11 protein-coding genes are annotated in these 13,627 nt (G+C 60.4%); all 11 read left to right on the top strand.

Features of this window, described 5'->3' with window-relative positions:
* Positions 1-271: 271 nt before the first annotated feature.
* The 11 genes from dksA (at position 272) to pgi (ending at position 13,626) form a co-directional block, all read left to right on the top strand.
* Positions 272-715 (top strand): RNA polymerase-binding protein DksA, encoded by a 444-nt coding sequence (gene dksA / locus J3P93_RS04675; RefSeq protein ID WP_101157646.1) that lies wholly within the window; start codon positions 272-274, stop codon positions 713-715.
* A gap of 199 nt (positions 716-914) precedes the next feature.
* Complete coding sequence (gluQRS, locus tag J3P93_RS04670; RefSeq protein WP_434595493.1) at positions 915-1,808, top strand: tRNA glutamyl-Q(34) synthetase GluQRS; 894 nt, start codon at positions 915-917, stop codon at positions 1,806-1,808.
* A gap of 77 nt (positions 1,809-1,885) precedes the next feature.
* Complete coding sequence (locus J3P93_RS04665; protein WP_003176118.1) at positions 1,886-2,062, top strand: hypothetical protein; 177 nt, start codon at positions 1,886-1,888, stop codon at positions 2,060-2,062.
* Positions 2,046-5,000, top strand: a complete 2,955-nt coding sequence (locus tag J3P93_RS04660) for a sensor histidine kinase (RefSeq protein ID WP_434595491.1) — start codon at positions 2,046-2,048, stop codon at positions 4,998-5,000. The genes J3P93_RS04665 and J3P93_RS04660 overlap by 17 nt, the downstream gene beginning before the upstream one ends.
* Before the next feature lie 22 nt (positions 5,001-5,022).
* Positions 5,023-6,459: a sigma-54-dependent transcriptional regulator gene (locus J3P93_RS04655; RefSeq protein ID WP_206415693.1), complete on the top strand. Its 1,437-nt coding sequence runs from the start codon at positions 5,023-5,025 to the stop codon at positions 6,457-6,459.
* A 733-nt stretch (positions 6,460-7,192) separates the two neighbouring features.
* Positions 7,193-8,593 carry a polynucleotide adenylyltransferase PcnB gene (locus J3P93_RS04650; protein WP_434595488.1) on the top strand — a complete coding sequence of 467 codons (1,401 nt, stop codon included), beginning with the start codon at positions 7,193-7,195 and terminating at the stop codon, positions 8,591-8,593.
* A gap of 4 nt (positions 8,594-8,597) precedes the next feature.
* Positions 8,598-9,083, top strand: coding sequence for a 2-amino-4-hydroxy-6-hydroxymethyldihydropteridine diphosphokinase (gene folK / locus J3P93_RS04645; RefSeq protein WP_434595486.1), 486 nt, complete (start codon positions 8,598-8,600; stop codon positions 9,081-9,083).
* A 400-nt stretch (positions 9,084-9,483) separates the two neighbouring features.
* A complete protein-coding gene (gene panB, locus J3P93_RS04640; protein ID WP_090286350.1) occupies positions 9,484-10,284 on the top strand; it encodes a 3-methyl-2-oxobutanoate hydroxymethyltransferase in 801 nt (266 codons plus the stop codon).
* The gene (gene panC, locus J3P93_RS04635) at positions 10,281-11,141 is read left to right on the top strand and encodes a pantoate--beta-alanine ligase (protein ID WP_434595484.1); all 861 of its coding nucleotides are present in this window, start codon (positions 10,281-10,283) and stop codon (positions 11,139-11,141) included. The genes panB and panC overlap by 4 nt, the downstream gene beginning before the upstream one ends.
* Positions 11,142-11,348: 207 nt before the next feature.
* Complete coding sequence (panD, locus tag J3P93_RS04630; RefSeq protein WP_093098254.1) at positions 11,349-11,729, top strand: aspartate 1-decarboxylase; 381 nt, start codon at positions 11,349-11,351, stop codon at positions 11,727-11,729.
* 232 nt (positions 11,730-11,961) lie between these two features.
* The gene (gene pgi, locus J3P93_RS04625; RefSeq protein ID WP_434595481.1) at positions 11,962-13,626 is read left to right on the top strand and encodes a glucose-6-phosphate isomerase; all 1,665 of its coding nucleotides are present in this window, start codon (positions 11,962-11,964) and stop codon (positions 13,624-13,626) included.
* Position 13,627: the final 1 nt, after the last annotated feature.

The following is a 13,627-nucleotide window of genomic DNA, read 5'->3' as shown; positions in this document are numbered from 1 at the left end:
CGTGAAGGTCACAGCCTCAAGAACGCTGGACTGTAACGATCTGAACGTACGCTCCAGGATTGACTAAAATCAGTGATTGAACAGGTCTCCTTTCCCACAGACACGGCTTGCCAAACATCTGCAAGCGCCACCCGCCGGGGGCTCGACATCCGGGAGTAGCGCAGGCTGATTTGATCTGGTAAGTTCGCCCGCTTGCAGCCGCAGGGCCGGCAGGTGTCGGTGATGGAGCAATCCTGCGCAATGGATTACAAGAGTAGAGGCGGTCTATTTCATGTCCACCCAAGCAAAGCAACAGCAGCAAGCGACGATCAGCGGCTTCGAACCTTACGTTCCGAAGGCGGGTGAAGAGTACATGGGCGCTCCGATGCGCGCGCACTTCACCAAGATCCTGAACAAGTGGAAACTGGACTTGATGCAGGAAGTCGACCGTACGGTTGATCACATGAAAGACGAAGCGGCCAACTTCCCTGACCCGGCCGACCGTGCCAGCCAGGAAGAAGAGTTCGCCCTCGAACTGCGCGCCCGCGACCGCGAGCGCAAGTTGATCAAGAAAATCGACAAGACCCTGCAACTGATCGAAGACGAAGAATACGGCTGGTGCGAATCCTGCGGCATCGAGATCGGCGTCAAGCGCCTCGAAGCCCGCCCGACGGCGGATCTGTGCATCGACTGCAAGACCCTGGCGGAAATCAAGGAAAAACAGGTCGGCAAGTGATTTTGACCTGAACGAAAAACGGAGCGTGCGAACGCTCCGTTTTTGTTTCTGCCTTTTGCCTTCACTTCTGTGTAGGAGTGAGCCTGCTCGCGATGGCGGTGTAACCAGCAACATCAATGTTGTATGACCCACCGTCATCGCGAGCAGGCTCACTCCTACAAGTTGACCTGCGTACTCCCTGAAAAGTAGCTTCGCTTTCATGACTGCCAAAACCCCGGCCTATATCGGCCGCTTCGCCCCGACCCCCAGTGGCCATTTGCACTTCGGTTCACTGGTCGCCGCGCTCGCCTCTTACCTCGACGCCCGTTCGGTCGGCGGGCGCTGGCTGGTGCGCATGGAAGATCTCGATCCGCCGCGCGAGGAGCCCGGCGCGCAAGCGGCGATTCTCAAGGCGCTGGAGAGTTACGGTTTCGAATGGGACGGCGAGATGGTGCGCCAGAGCGATCGCTACGACGCCTACGCTGAAGTGCTCAACAGCCTGTTCAATCATGGTCTGGCGTACGCCTGCACCTGTTCGCGCAAACAGCTCGAGCCTTACAACGGCATTTATCCGGGCTTTTGTCGCAATGCCGGTCATGATCAACAGGACGCGGCGATCCGCCTGCGCGTGCCGGAACTGGAATATCACTTCATCGACCGCGTGCAGGGGGAATACCGCCAGCACCTGGGCCGGGATGTCGGCGATTTCGTGATTCGTCGTCGCGACGGGCTCTACGCCTATCAACTGGCGGTGGTGCTCGATGACGCCTGGCAAGGCATCACCGACATCGTGCGCGGCGCCGATCTGCTCGACTCGACGCCGCGCCAGTTGTATCTGCAGGAATTGCTCGGCTTGCGTCAGCCGCGCTACCTGCATTTGCCGCTGATCACCCAGCCGGACGGCAACAAGCTCGGCAAGTCCTACCGCTCACCGCCGCTTGCGGCCGATCAGGCCACACCGTTACTGCTGCGAGCCCTGCGCGCATTAGGGCAAAAACCCGGCACCGAACTCGCCCACGCTTCGCCGCGGGAACTGCTCGCATGGGGCAGCGCGCACTGGGATGCCACGCGGATCCCGCGCACACTGACCCTGCCCGAGGCGCAACTGCAATGACACCCCTTGCAGTCACGCGCCCATCCGTTACCATCGCCGCACGTTTTCGGGCACGCGCATAAAAAAGAGAGGCCGGGATGTACATCTATCGCTTGGTCCTGCTTTTAGTCGTGGGGATCTACCTGTTTTCCCCCGCCATCATGGATTGGTGGATCGACGCTACGGGCGCCTGGTATCGCCCCTATCTGCTCTGGCTGATCCTGATTGTCGTGACCTTCATCCTGCAGAGCCAAAAAGATGCCGATGAGCTTTAGCCTGACCCAGATGATCCTGGTCAGCGCCGCGTACCTGGCGGCGCTGTTTGGCGTTGCATGGGTCAGCGAACGGGGCATGATCCCGCGCGCGATCATTCGCCACCCGCTGACCTACACTTTGTCGTTGGGCGTCTACGCCAGTGCCTGGGCGTTCTACGGCACGGTCGGCCTCGCCTATCAATATGGCTACGGCTTTCTTTCGAGTTACCTCGGCGTGTCCGGTGCGTTTCTGCTGGCGCCGGTGCTGCTTTATCCGATCCTGAAAATCACCCGCACCTATCAACTGTCGTCGCTGGCGGACCTGTTCGCGTTTCGTTTTCGCAGCACCTGGGCCGGCGCGCTGACGACGATTTTCATGCTGATTGGCGTGCTGCCGCTGCTGGCCCTGCAGATTCAGGCCGTGGCCGATTCGATCGGCATCCTCACCGGCGAGCCGATCCAGAGCCGCGTCGCCCTGGCATTTTGCGCGCTGATCATTCTGTTCACGATTTTCTTCGGCTCGCGCCACATCGCTACTCGCGAGAAACACGAAGGGCTGGTATTTGCGATTGCCTTCGAATCGGTGATCAAACTGGTCGCCCTCGGCGGCGTTGGCCTGTACGCGCTGTACGGTGTGTTCGATGGCCCGCAACAGCTTGAACTGTGGCTGTTGCAAAACCAGACCGCCCTCGCCGCGCTGCACACGCCGTTGCAGGAAGGGCCGTGGCGCACGCTGCTGCTGGTGTTCTTCGCTTCGGCGATTGTGATGCCGCACATGTACCACATGACCTTTACCGAAAACCTCAACCCGCGCTCGCTGGTCAGCGCCAGTTGGGGTCTGCCGCTGTTTCTGCTGCTGATGAGCCTGGCGGTGCCGCTGATCCTCTGGGCCGGGCTGAAACTTGGCGCCACCACCAACCCGGAATACTTCACCCTCGGCATCGGTATCGCCGCCAACAGCAAACCGCTGGCGTTGCTGGCTTACGTCGGCGGGCTGTCGGCGGCCAGCGGGCTGATCATCGTCACCACGCTGGCACTGTCAGGCATGGCGCTGAACCATCTGGTGCTGCCGCTCTACCAGCCGCCGGCCGAAGGCAATATCTACCGCTGGCTGAAGTGGACTCGCCGGGCGCTGATCGTGGCGATCATCATGGCCGGTTTCGGCTTCTACCTGATGCTCGGCGCCGAGCAGGATCTGGCCAACCTCGGCATCGTCGCGTTTGTCGCGACCCTGCAATTCTTGCCGGGAGTACTGTCGGTGCTGTACTGGCCGACCGCCAATCGTCGCGGGTTTATCGCCGGTCTGCTGGCGGGGATTCTGGTGTGGGTGGTGACCATGCTGTTGCCGCTGGTCGGCAATCTGCAGGGTTTCTACATCCCTCTGTTGAACATGATCTACGTGCTCGACGACACCAGTTGGCACATGGCGGCCATCGCCTCGCTGGCGGCCAACGTGTTGATGTTCACCTTGATCTCACTGTTCACCAACGCCAGCCCTGAAGAGGCCAGCGCCGCCGAAGCCTGTGCGGTGGATAACGTGCGTCGTCCGCAACGCCGCGAGCTGCACGCCGCCTCGCCGCAGGAATTCGCTACGCAACTGGCGAAACCGCTGGGTGCCAAGGCTGCGCAGAAAGAAGTCGAGCAAGCGCTGCGTGATCTGTATCTGCCATTCGACGAGCGCCGCCCGTACGCCTTGCGCCGTTTGCGCGACCGCATCGAGGCCAACCTGTCCGGGCTGATGGGCCCGAGCGTCGCGCAGGACATGGTCGAAACCTTCCTGCCGTACAAGGCCGGCGGCGAAAACTACGTCACCGAAGACATCCACTTCATCGAAAGTCGCCTTGAGGATTACCACTCGCGCCTCACCGGGCTTGCCGCCGAACTCGATGCGCTGCGCCGCTATCACCGCCAGACCTTGCAGGAACTGCCGATGGGCGTCTGCTCGCTGGCCAAGGATCAGGAGATCCTGATGTGGAACAAGGCCATGGAAGAACTCACCGGGATTGCCGCGCAGCGTGTCGTCGGCTCGCGCTTGAGTACCATTGGCGAGCCGTGGAAAGATCTGTTGCAGGGCTTCATCGATCTGCCCGATGAGCATTTGCACAAACAGCACCTGACCCTCGATGGCCAGACCCGTTGGCTGAACCTGCACAAAGCGGCGATCGATGAACCGCTGGCGCCGGGTAACAGTGGTCTGGTGTTGCTGGTGGAAGACCTGACCGAAACACAGATGCTCGAAGACAAACTGGTGCACTCCGAACGTCTGGCCAGCATCGGTCGGTTGGCAGCGGGCGTGGCCCACGAAATCGGCAACCCGATCACCGGCATCGCCTGTCTGGCGCAAAACCTGCGCGAAGAACGCGAAGAAGACGGCGAACTGACGGAAATCAGCGGGCAGATTCTCGAACAGACCAAACGCGTCTCGCGCATCGTTCAGTCGCTGATGAGCTTCGCCCATGCTGGCAGCCATCAGCACAGCGACGAGCCGGTTTGCCTGGCCGAAGTGGCGCAGGATGCGATTGGCCTGCTGGCGCTGAACCGACGCAATTTCGAAGTGCAGTTCTATAACCTGTGCGATCCCGATCATTGGGTCGAAGGCGATCCGCAGCGGCTCGCCCAGGTCCTGATCAACCTGCTCTCCAACGCCCGCGACGCCTCGCCGCCGCACAGTGCGGTACGGGTCAAGAGCGAAGCCGGCGAACACACGGTCGATCTGATCGTCGAAGACGAAGGCAGCGGTATTCCGAAGAACATCATGGACCGATTGTTCGAACCTTTTTTCACCACCAAGGATCCGGGTGAAGGCACCGGTCTGGGCCTTGCACTGGTCTATTCCATCGTTGAAGAGCATTATGGACAAATCACCATCGACAGCCCGGCTGATGTAACCAGCCAGCGCGGCACCCGTATCCGGGTGACATTGCCGCGTCATGTCGAAGCGACGTCCGCTGTGAACTGAGACCGTCGAGAGTATCGAATCAATGCCGCACATTTTGATCGTCGAAGACGAAACAATTATCCGCTCCGCCTTGCGCCGCCTGCTGGAACGCAACCAGTACCAGGTCAGCGAAGCCGGTTCAGTGCAGGAAGCACAAGAACGCTTCACCATTCCTACGTTCGATCTGATCGTCAGCGATCTGCGCCTGCCCGGTGCGCCGGGTACCGAGCTGATCAAGCTCGGCCAGGGCACGCCGGTGCTGATCATGACCAGCTACGCCAGCCTGCGCTCGGCGGTCGACTCGATGAAGATGGGCGCGGTCGATTACATCGCCAAGCCTTTCGACCACGATGAAATGCTCCAAGCCGTGGCGCGCATCCTGCGCGATCGTCAGTCGGCACCGGCTGCCGCTGAAACCGCCTCGAGCAAGCCTGCCACTGGCAACGGCAAAGCCTCTGTGGATAACAGCAACGGTGAAATCGGCATCATCGGTTCGTGCCCGCCGATGCAGGATCTGTACAGCAAGATCCGCAAAGTCGCGCCGACCGATTCCAATGTGCTGATCCAGGGCGAGTCCGGTACCGGCAAGGAACTGGTCGCCCGCGCCCTGCACAACCTGTCAAAGCGCGCCAAGGCGCCGATGATCTCGGTGAACTGCGCGGCCATTCCGGAAAGCCTGATCGAGTCCGAACTGTTCGGCCACGAGAAAGGCGCGTTCACCGGCGCCAGCGCCGGGCGTGCCGGTCTGGTCGAAGCGGCGGACGGCGGCACGCTGTTCCTCGACGAGATCGGCGAACTGCCGCTGGAAGCCCAGGCTCGCCTGCTGCGGGTATTGCAGGAAGGCGAAATTCGCCGGGTCGGCTCGGTGCAGTCGCAGAAAGTCGACGTGCGCCTGATTGCCGCGACCCATCGCGACCTCAAGAGCCTGGCGAAAATCGGTCAGTTCCGTGAAGATCTTTATTACCGTCTGCACGTGATCGCCCTGAAGTTACCGGCCCTGCGTGAGCGTGGCGCCGACGTCAACGAAATCGCCAATGCTTTCCTTGCCCGCCAGAGCGCGCGCATCAACCGTACCGACCTGAAGTTTGCCGCCGATGCCGAACAGGCCATCCGGCATTATTCCTGGCCGGGTAACGTGCGTGAGCTGGAAAACGCAGTCGAGCGTGCAGTGATTCTGAGCGAGAGCGCGGAAATCTCCGCCGACCTGCTGGGTATCGACATCGAGCTGAGTGATCTGGACGACGACGAGTTCATCGGCCTGCCGCCACAAACGGCAGGTAACACCAGCAACAACAGTCATGAGCCGACTGAAGACCTGTCACTGGAAGACTACTTCCAGCACTTCGTCCTCGAGCATCAGGACCACATGACCGAGACCGAACTGGCGCGCAAACTGGGCGTGAGTCGCAAATGCCTGTGGGAACGCCGTCAGCGCCTGGGCATTCCACGGCGCAAGACCGGGGTAGCGAGCGAGAGCTGAACGTTACCTGTCGCCTGCGCGGGTAACGCATGAGATTGTGAAAAAACTGTTACCGCCGTCGATTCACGTAACAGAAGCCGGGGTTATCGGTAACGAAACCCCGGCTTTTTTTCGCCCCTGCAAAACGGTTATAACGACCTAACCCCTTGTTTTGCTGGGGTTCGAAAAAGTTGGCACGCACCCTGCTATATGTTTGGTACAAGAACAATAACAAGCAATGCACAAGACAATAAAAATAAGACGAATCGACTCACGCACAATAAAAACAAGACGGCGAGAGGCGCAGCTAACTGATTCTTTTGGAGAGGCGTTGTATTTGGGGCTTGCCCCACGACCAGGCCGAGAACAACAAAAACTGTCCTAAGACAGAGCCTGTACTGGTTGGATCGACAGATCACTGCAATTCAGCGACCAAAGCAATCCGTTTGCTCTTGGCTCCCGATTGGGAGGGTCACGAAGGAAACACTTCGTGGCGAGGGCACTCAACAAAAACAAGAAGCCCGAATCAATAATAAAAAGAGCACGCAACTACTTCTTGGGGAGCTTCGGCTCCCCTTGTAGTTTCTCCCCCCGATGAAATCCCCCTGCTTTGCCTCGCTCGACCCTTGCAGCTTGCGGCTTACAGCTCATATCTGCGGTGTCCTACACCATCCCTCGACTAAATGCTAGAATCTGCGCCCATCATGCGGTCATTCTTTGGTATGGCCGAACATTCCTTCAAACAGTGCATCCCATGCTGAAGAAGCTGTTCCAGTCATTCCGAACTCCCGTGCGTCGTACGCAACACATCCGCAGCACCCCTGAAGTGCTCAACAGCGGTCAACATTCGCTGCAGAAAACGCAATTCAGCCGCTATGCGGTGAATATCGTCGAACGCCTGCAAGGTGCCGGTTACCAGGCGTATCTGGTCGGCGGTTGCGTGCGCGACATGCTGCTGGGCATCACGCCCAAGGATTTCGACGTCGCCACCAGCGCCACGCCCGAGCAAGTGCGTGCCGAATTTCGCAATGCGCGGATCATCGGCCGGCGTTTCAAGCTGGTGCACATCCATTTCGGTCGCGAAATCATTGAAGTCGCGACCTTCCGCGCCAATCACCCGGTCAACGAAGACGACGAAGACAGCAACCAGTCTTCGCGCAACGAGAGCGGGCGGATTCTGCGTGACAACGTTTACGGCACCCTGGAAGAAGACGCGCAACGCCGCGACTTCACCATCAACGCCCTGTACTACGATCCGGTCAGCGAGCGCATCCTCGACTACGCCAACGGCGTACACGACATCCGCAATCACCTGATCCGGCTGATCGGTGACCCGAAGCAGCGTTACCAGGAAGACCCGGTGCGTATGCTGCGGGCCGTGCGCTTCGCCGCCAAGCTCAACTTCGGCATCGAAAAGCACACGGTGCAGCCGATCCGCGAACTGGCGCCGATGCTGCGCGAGATTCCTTCGGCGCGGCTGTTCGAAGAAGTGCTCAAGCTGTTCCTCTCGGGCCACGGCGCGATCACCTTCGAAATGCTCGTCGATCTGCAACTGTTCGCCCCGCTGTTCCCGGCCAGTGCCGAGGCGCTGGAATACAACCCGGAATACACCCACACGCTGATCAGCGAAGCCCTGACCAACACCGACCTGCGCATCAAGCAGAACAAACCGGTGACCCCGGCGTTCCTGTTTGCCGCCCTGCTCTGGCCGGCCCTGCCGGCGCGCGTGTTGCGCTTGCAGGAACGTGGCATGCCGCCGATCCCGGCAATGCAGGAAGCCGCCCATGAGCTGATCGCCGAGCAGTGCCAGCGCATCGCGATTCCGAAACGCTTCACCATGCCGATCCGTGAGATCTGGGACATGCAGGAGCGCCTGCCACGGCGCAGCGGCAAGCGTGCCGACCTGCTACTGGACAACCCGCGTTTCCGTGCCGGTTACGATTTCCTGCTGCTGCGTGAAAGCGCTGGTGAGGAAACCGACGGTCTTGGCGAATGGTGGACCGACTATCAGGACGCCAACGACAGCGAACGTCGCGACATGATCCGCGACCTCGGCGGCAAGGGTGACGACGCCAGCGGCGCACCACGCAAGCGTCGTCGCAGCAGCGGCGCCAAGCGCAAACGCGCCGGCGCACCGAGCGCTACAGGCGAGTAAAGGCATGGAACGCATCTACATCGGCATGGGCAGCAATCTGGCTGACCCGGCCGAACAGTTGCGCAGCGCCATCGCCGCGCTGGGGCGATTGCCGCGAACCCGTTTTATCGGCGTTTCTGCCTTCTATCAAAGCGACTCGCTGCTGCCGGGCCAACCGCGTTACACCAACGCGGTCGCCGCGCTCGACACCGACCTCGCGCCGTTGACGCTGCTCGACGCATTGCAGGCGATCGAAAACGATCAGGGCCGCGAACGTCTGGAACGCTGGGGCCCGCGCACGCTGGATCTGGATATCCTTTTGTTTGGCGATCGCCTGATCAACGAGCCACGATTGAAGGTTCCGCATTATCAGATGCAGGAGCGTGCGTTTGTGTTGTATCCCCTGGCTGAACTGGCGCCGCAGGATCTGCGCCTGGCCGATGGCCGCAGTCTTGTCGACCTGCTGGCGGCGTGCCCGTTCGTCGGCCTGGAACGCATCTCCCAAGGCTGATAAAAATCCAGATTGTAGGAGTGAGCCTGCTCGCGATAGCGGTGGGTCAGTCAGAGAAATGTTGATTGACCCACCGCTATCGCGAGCAGGCTCACTCCTATAGCTGATCGCATCATATTCACGATTATTGTCCGACAAAAAAGCCTCGAATCAGCCCCGCCGCGCCGCTGAATCGCATCAGTAACGCCGGTAACACCGCGCGCGTAACAATGCGGTAACACACGCAATTGACTTCCGCTTGGCTCCTCACGACTATAGGCGTCCCGCTGCCGCCAACCCGGCACATACGGGCGCAATCCAGGCCTTATAAGCACGACAAAAGAGCGTGCGCCTGAGTAGATGACGAATCACGCGCGTTACTCGCTGTAGTTTCCAGAGCGCCTGAACGAGGATTTTTTACATGCCAGCCATTACCCTGACCACGCTCCAGAGCCTCAAGCAGAAAGGTGAAAAGATCACCATGCTGACCTGCTATGACGCGACCTTCGCCCACGCCTGCAACCAGGCCGGTGTCGAAGTGCTGCTGGTGGGCGACTCCCTCGGCATGGTCTTGCAAGGTCACGACAGTACTTTGCCGGTGACCACCGCAGAAATGGCCTATCACACCGCCTGCGTCAAACGCGGCAACAGCGACGCGCTGATCCTCGCCGATCTGCCTTTCATGGCCAACGCCACCCTCGAACAGACCCTGAGCAACAGCGCCACGCTGATGCAGGCCGGTGCGCACATGGTCAAGGTCGAAGGCGCGTTGTGGCTGGCCGAGTCGATCCGCCTGCTCGCCGAACGCGGTGTGCCGGTCTGCGCGCACATGGGGCTGACCCCGCAAGCGGTGAACATTCTCGGTGGCTATAAAGTGCAGGGTCGCAACGAGAACCAGGCGCGGCAGATGCGCGCCGATGCGATCTCGCTGGAACAGGCCGGTGCAGCGATGCTGCTGCTTGAATGCGTGCCCAGCGAATTGGCCGCAGAGATCAGCCAGGCGGTGAAGATTCCGGTGATTGGTATCGGCGCCGGTAACGCTACCGACGGCCAGGTTCTGGTACTGCACGACATGCTCGGCCTGTCGATCACCGGGCGCGTGCCGAAATTCGTCAAGAACTTCATGCACGGCCAGGACAGCATCCAGTCGGCGCTGAAGGCTTACGTCAGCGAAGTCAAAGCCACCACGTTCCCTGGCATCGAACACGGATTCTCCGCATGAACACCGTCAAAACCGTACGCGAACTGCGCGCCGCCGTCGCCCGCGCGCGCAGCGAAGGCAAGCGCATCGGCTTCGTGCCGACCATGGGCAACCTGCACAGCGGTCACGTCGCGCTGGTGACCAAAGCCACGCAACGAGTGGATTTCGTCGTCGCGAGCATTTTCGTCAACCCGCTGCAATTCGGCGCCGGCGAAGACCTCGACAAATACCCGCGCACGCTGGCAGCCGATCAGGAAAAACTGCTCGCGGCTGGCTGCTCGCTGCTGTTCGCCCCGACCGTCGAGGAAATGTACCCCGACGGCATGGCCGGGCAGACCCGCGTCAGCGTCCCGCAATTGTCCGAAGGCCTGTGTGGCGCCAGCCGTCCCGGGCACTTCGAAGGCGTGGCGACCGTTGTCAGCAAACTGTTCAACATGGTCCAGCCGGACCTGGCGATTTTCGGCCAGAAGGATTATCAGCAACTGGCGGTGATCCGCGCGCTGGTGCATGACCTGAACATGCCGATCCAGATCATCGGCGAGCCGACCGTACGCGCCGCCGATGGCCTGGCGCTGTCCTCGCGCAACGGCTTCCTCAGCGAGGAACAACGTGCGGTGGCACCGGCGGTGTATCGCTCGCTGAGCAACATTGCCGAATCGATCAAGCAAGGTGAACGGGATTTCCCGGCGCTGATCAGTGCGCAGTTGCAAGCGCTTGAAGCGGCCGGCCTGCGCCCGGATTATCTGGAGATCCGCCACGGTTTGACCCTGCGTCCGGCAACGGCTGAGGATCGCGATCTGGTGATTCTGGTGGCGGCGTTTCTGGGCACCACGCGGTTGATCGATAACCTGCATTTGAATCTGGATAGCGCCGTTTAAGCCTCACCGCAATCCCCCTGTGGGGAGCCTGCTCGCGAAAGCGGAGTGTCATTCAGCACATGGGTTGACTGACACAACGCCTTCGCGAGCAGGCTCGCTCCCACAATGGTTTTGAGTGTAAATGAAGATCTCATTCCAGCTGGATTGCCGCTCTCATAGCCTTCGGGCACACTGCCCGCCGTTCGATTCCAAACCGGGAAAACCCCAATGCACGCGATCATGCTCAAGGCCAAACTGCACCGCGCCGAAGTCACCCATGCGGTGCTCGATTACGAAGGTTCGTGCGCCATCGATGGCGAATGGCTGGACCTGTCCGGCATTCGTGAATACGAGCAGATCCAGATTTACAACGTCGACAACGGCGAGCGTTTCACCACCTACGCGATTCGTGGCGAAGAAGGTTCGCGGATGATCTCGGTCAACGGTGCTGCGGCGCACAAGGCCAGCGTCGGTCATCGTGTGATCATCTGCGCTTACGCCCATTACAGCGAAGCCGAGCTGGTCAACTTCAAGCCGCGCATGCTCTACATGGCGCCCGGCAACGAGCTGAGCCACACCAGCAATGCCATCCCCGTTCAGCTCGCCTGAACCGCCGCAGCGCCCGCTCCCCCTCCGTTTGTCGGCCAAATCCCTGTTCGGATGTTAAAAAAGTACAGGGATCTGGTCAGACAAAGTCAAGACAGATCGCAGCGCGAGGTTTACTGTATTCGCCCTGCGTCCGCAAATCGTGTCGATGCAGTCGATCCCGCGCCTTAACAGCGGCGTGCCGGGTCTGTTCAGTGTTCAAAAGGCCGTTCAAGTAAAAAGGAAAACCGCAGCGATGGCGTACTACCGCACTCCTCATGACGTTACCGCTCTGCCTGCCTGGCAAGCGTTGAAAGATCACCGCCAAGCCATGCAGGATTTCAGCATGCGCGAAGCCTTCAACGCCGATCCGCAGCGCTTCAATCAGTTCACTCTCAGCAGCTGCGGACTGTTTCTCGATTATTCGAAGAATTTGATCAACGCCGAGACCCGCAATTTGCTGGTGGGTCTGGCCAATGAAGTCGACCTCAAGGGCGCGATCAAAGCGCTGTTCGACGGCGAGATCGTCAACGCCTCCGAAGGCCGCCCGGCGCTGCATACCGCTTTGCGCCGTCCGGTCGGCGACAAGCTGTCGGTCAATGGCGTCAACGTGATGCCGGACGTCCACAAGGTGCTCAACCAGATCACCGATCTGGTCGGCCGCATCCACGACGGTCTGTGGCGCGGTTACACCGAAAAGCCGATCACCGACGTGGTCAACATCGGCATCGGTGGCTCGTTCCTCGGTCCGGAGCTGGTTTCTGAAGCGCTGCTGTCGTACGCGCAGAAAGGCGTGCGCTGCCACTATCTGGCGAACATCGACGGCAGTGAGTTCCACGAGCTGACGCAAAAACTGCGTGCCGAGACCACGCTGTTCATTGTTTCGTCGAAATCCTTCAACACCCTCGAAACCCTGAAGAACGCCCAGGCCGCGCGTGCCTGGTACCTGGCGCAGGGCGGTTCGGAAGCCGAGCTGTATCGTCACTTCATTGCCGTTTCGAGCAACAACGCTGCTGCCGTTGCGTTCGGTATCCGCGAAGAAAACATCTTCCCGATGTGGGACTGGGTCGGCGGCCGTTACTCGCTGTGGTCGGCGATCGGTCTGCCAATCGCCTTGGCCATCGGCATGTCCAACTTCAAGGAACTGCTGTCCGGTGCCTACACCATGGACCAGCATTTCCAGACCGCGCCGTTCGAACAGAACATGCCGGTGCTGCTGGCCCTGCTCGGCGTGTGGTATGGCAACTTCTGGGGCGCGCAAAGCCACGCGATCCTGCCGTACGACCATTACCTGCGCAACATTACCAAGCACTTGCAACAGCTGGACATGGAATCCAACGGCAAGAGCGTGCGCCAGGACGGCACCTCGGTGTCGACCGATACCGGTCCGGTGATCTGGGGCGGCGTCGGCTGCAACGGTCAGCACGCCTACCACCAGTTGCTGCACCAGGGCACCCAGTTGATTCCGGCCGACTTCATTGTGCCGATCGTCAGCTTCAACCCGGTCGCCGATCACCACCAGTGGCTGTACGCCAACTGCCTGTCGCAGAGCCAGGCGCTGATGCTCGGCAAGACCCAGCCGGAAGCCGAAGCCGAGCTGCGCGACAAAGGCATGAGCGAAGAAGACGTGCGCAAACTCGCGCCGCACAAGGTGATTCCGGGCAACCGTCCTAGCAACACCCTGGTGGTTGAGCGCATCAGCCCGCGTCGTCTCGGCGCACTGGTGGCGATGTATGAACACAAGGTGTTCGTGCAAAGCGTGGTCTGGGGTATCAACGCCTTCGATCAGTGGGGCGTGGAGCTGGGCAAGGAACTGGGCAAAGGCGTCTACAACCGCCTGGTCGGCAGCGACGAAACCGTTGCTGACGATGCCTCGACTCAAGGCCTGATCAACTATTTCCGCGGGCGTCACCGCGGTTGAT

The sequence above is a fragment of the Pseudomonas sp. R3-57 genome, from assembly GCF_051132065.1.
Classification (GTDB): domain Bacteria; phylum Pseudomonadota; class Gammaproteobacteria; order Pseudomonadales; family Pseudomonadaceae; genus Aquipseudomonas.
This window is presented reverse-complemented; position numbering and strand designations above follow the sequence as displayed.

Bases quoted from the DNA above. Each gene is read 5' to 3' on its own strand.
- J3P93_RS04655 (WP_206415693.1), top strand. From the start codon at position 5,023: ATGCCGCACATTTTGATCGTCGAAGACGAAACAATTATCCGCTCCGCC.
- J3P93_RS04650 (WP_434595488.1), top strand. From the start codon at position 7,193: ATGCTGAAGAAGCTGTTCCAGTCATTCCGAACTCCCGTGCGTCGTACG.
- gluQRS (WP_434595493.1), top strand. From the start codon at position 915: ATGACTGCCAAAACCCCGGCCTATATCGGCCGCTTCGCCCCGACCCCC.
- J3P93_RS04665 (WP_003176118.1), top strand. From the start codon at position 1,886: ATGTACATCTATCGCTTGGTCCTGCTTTTAGTCGTGGGGATCTACCTG.
- panC (WP_434595484.1), top strand. From the start codon at position 10,281: ATGAACACCGTCAAAACCGTACGCGAACTGCGCGCCGCCGTCGCCCGC.
- panB (WP_090286350.1), top strand. From the start codon at position 9,484: ATGCCAGCCATTACCCTGACCACGCTCCAGAGCCTCAAGCAGAAAGGT.
- folK (WP_434595486.1), top strand. From the start codon at position 8,598: ATGGAACGCATCTACATCGGCATGGGCAGCAATCTGGCTGACCCGGCC.
- dksA (WP_101157646.1), top strand. From the start codon at position 272: ATGTCCACCCAAGCAAAGCAACAGCAGCAAGCGACGATCAGCGGCTTC.
- panD (WP_093098254.1), top strand. From the start codon at position 11,349: ATGCACGCGATCATGCTCAAGGCCAAACTGCACCGCGCCGAAGTCACC.
- J3P93_RS04660 (WP_434595491.1), top strand. From the start codon at position 2,046: ATGCCGATGAGCTTTAGCCTGACCCAGATGATCCTGGTCAGCGCCGCG.
- pgi (WP_434595481.1), top strand. From the start codon at position 11,962: ATGGCGTACTACCGCACTCCTCATGACGTTACCGCTCTGCCTGCCTGG.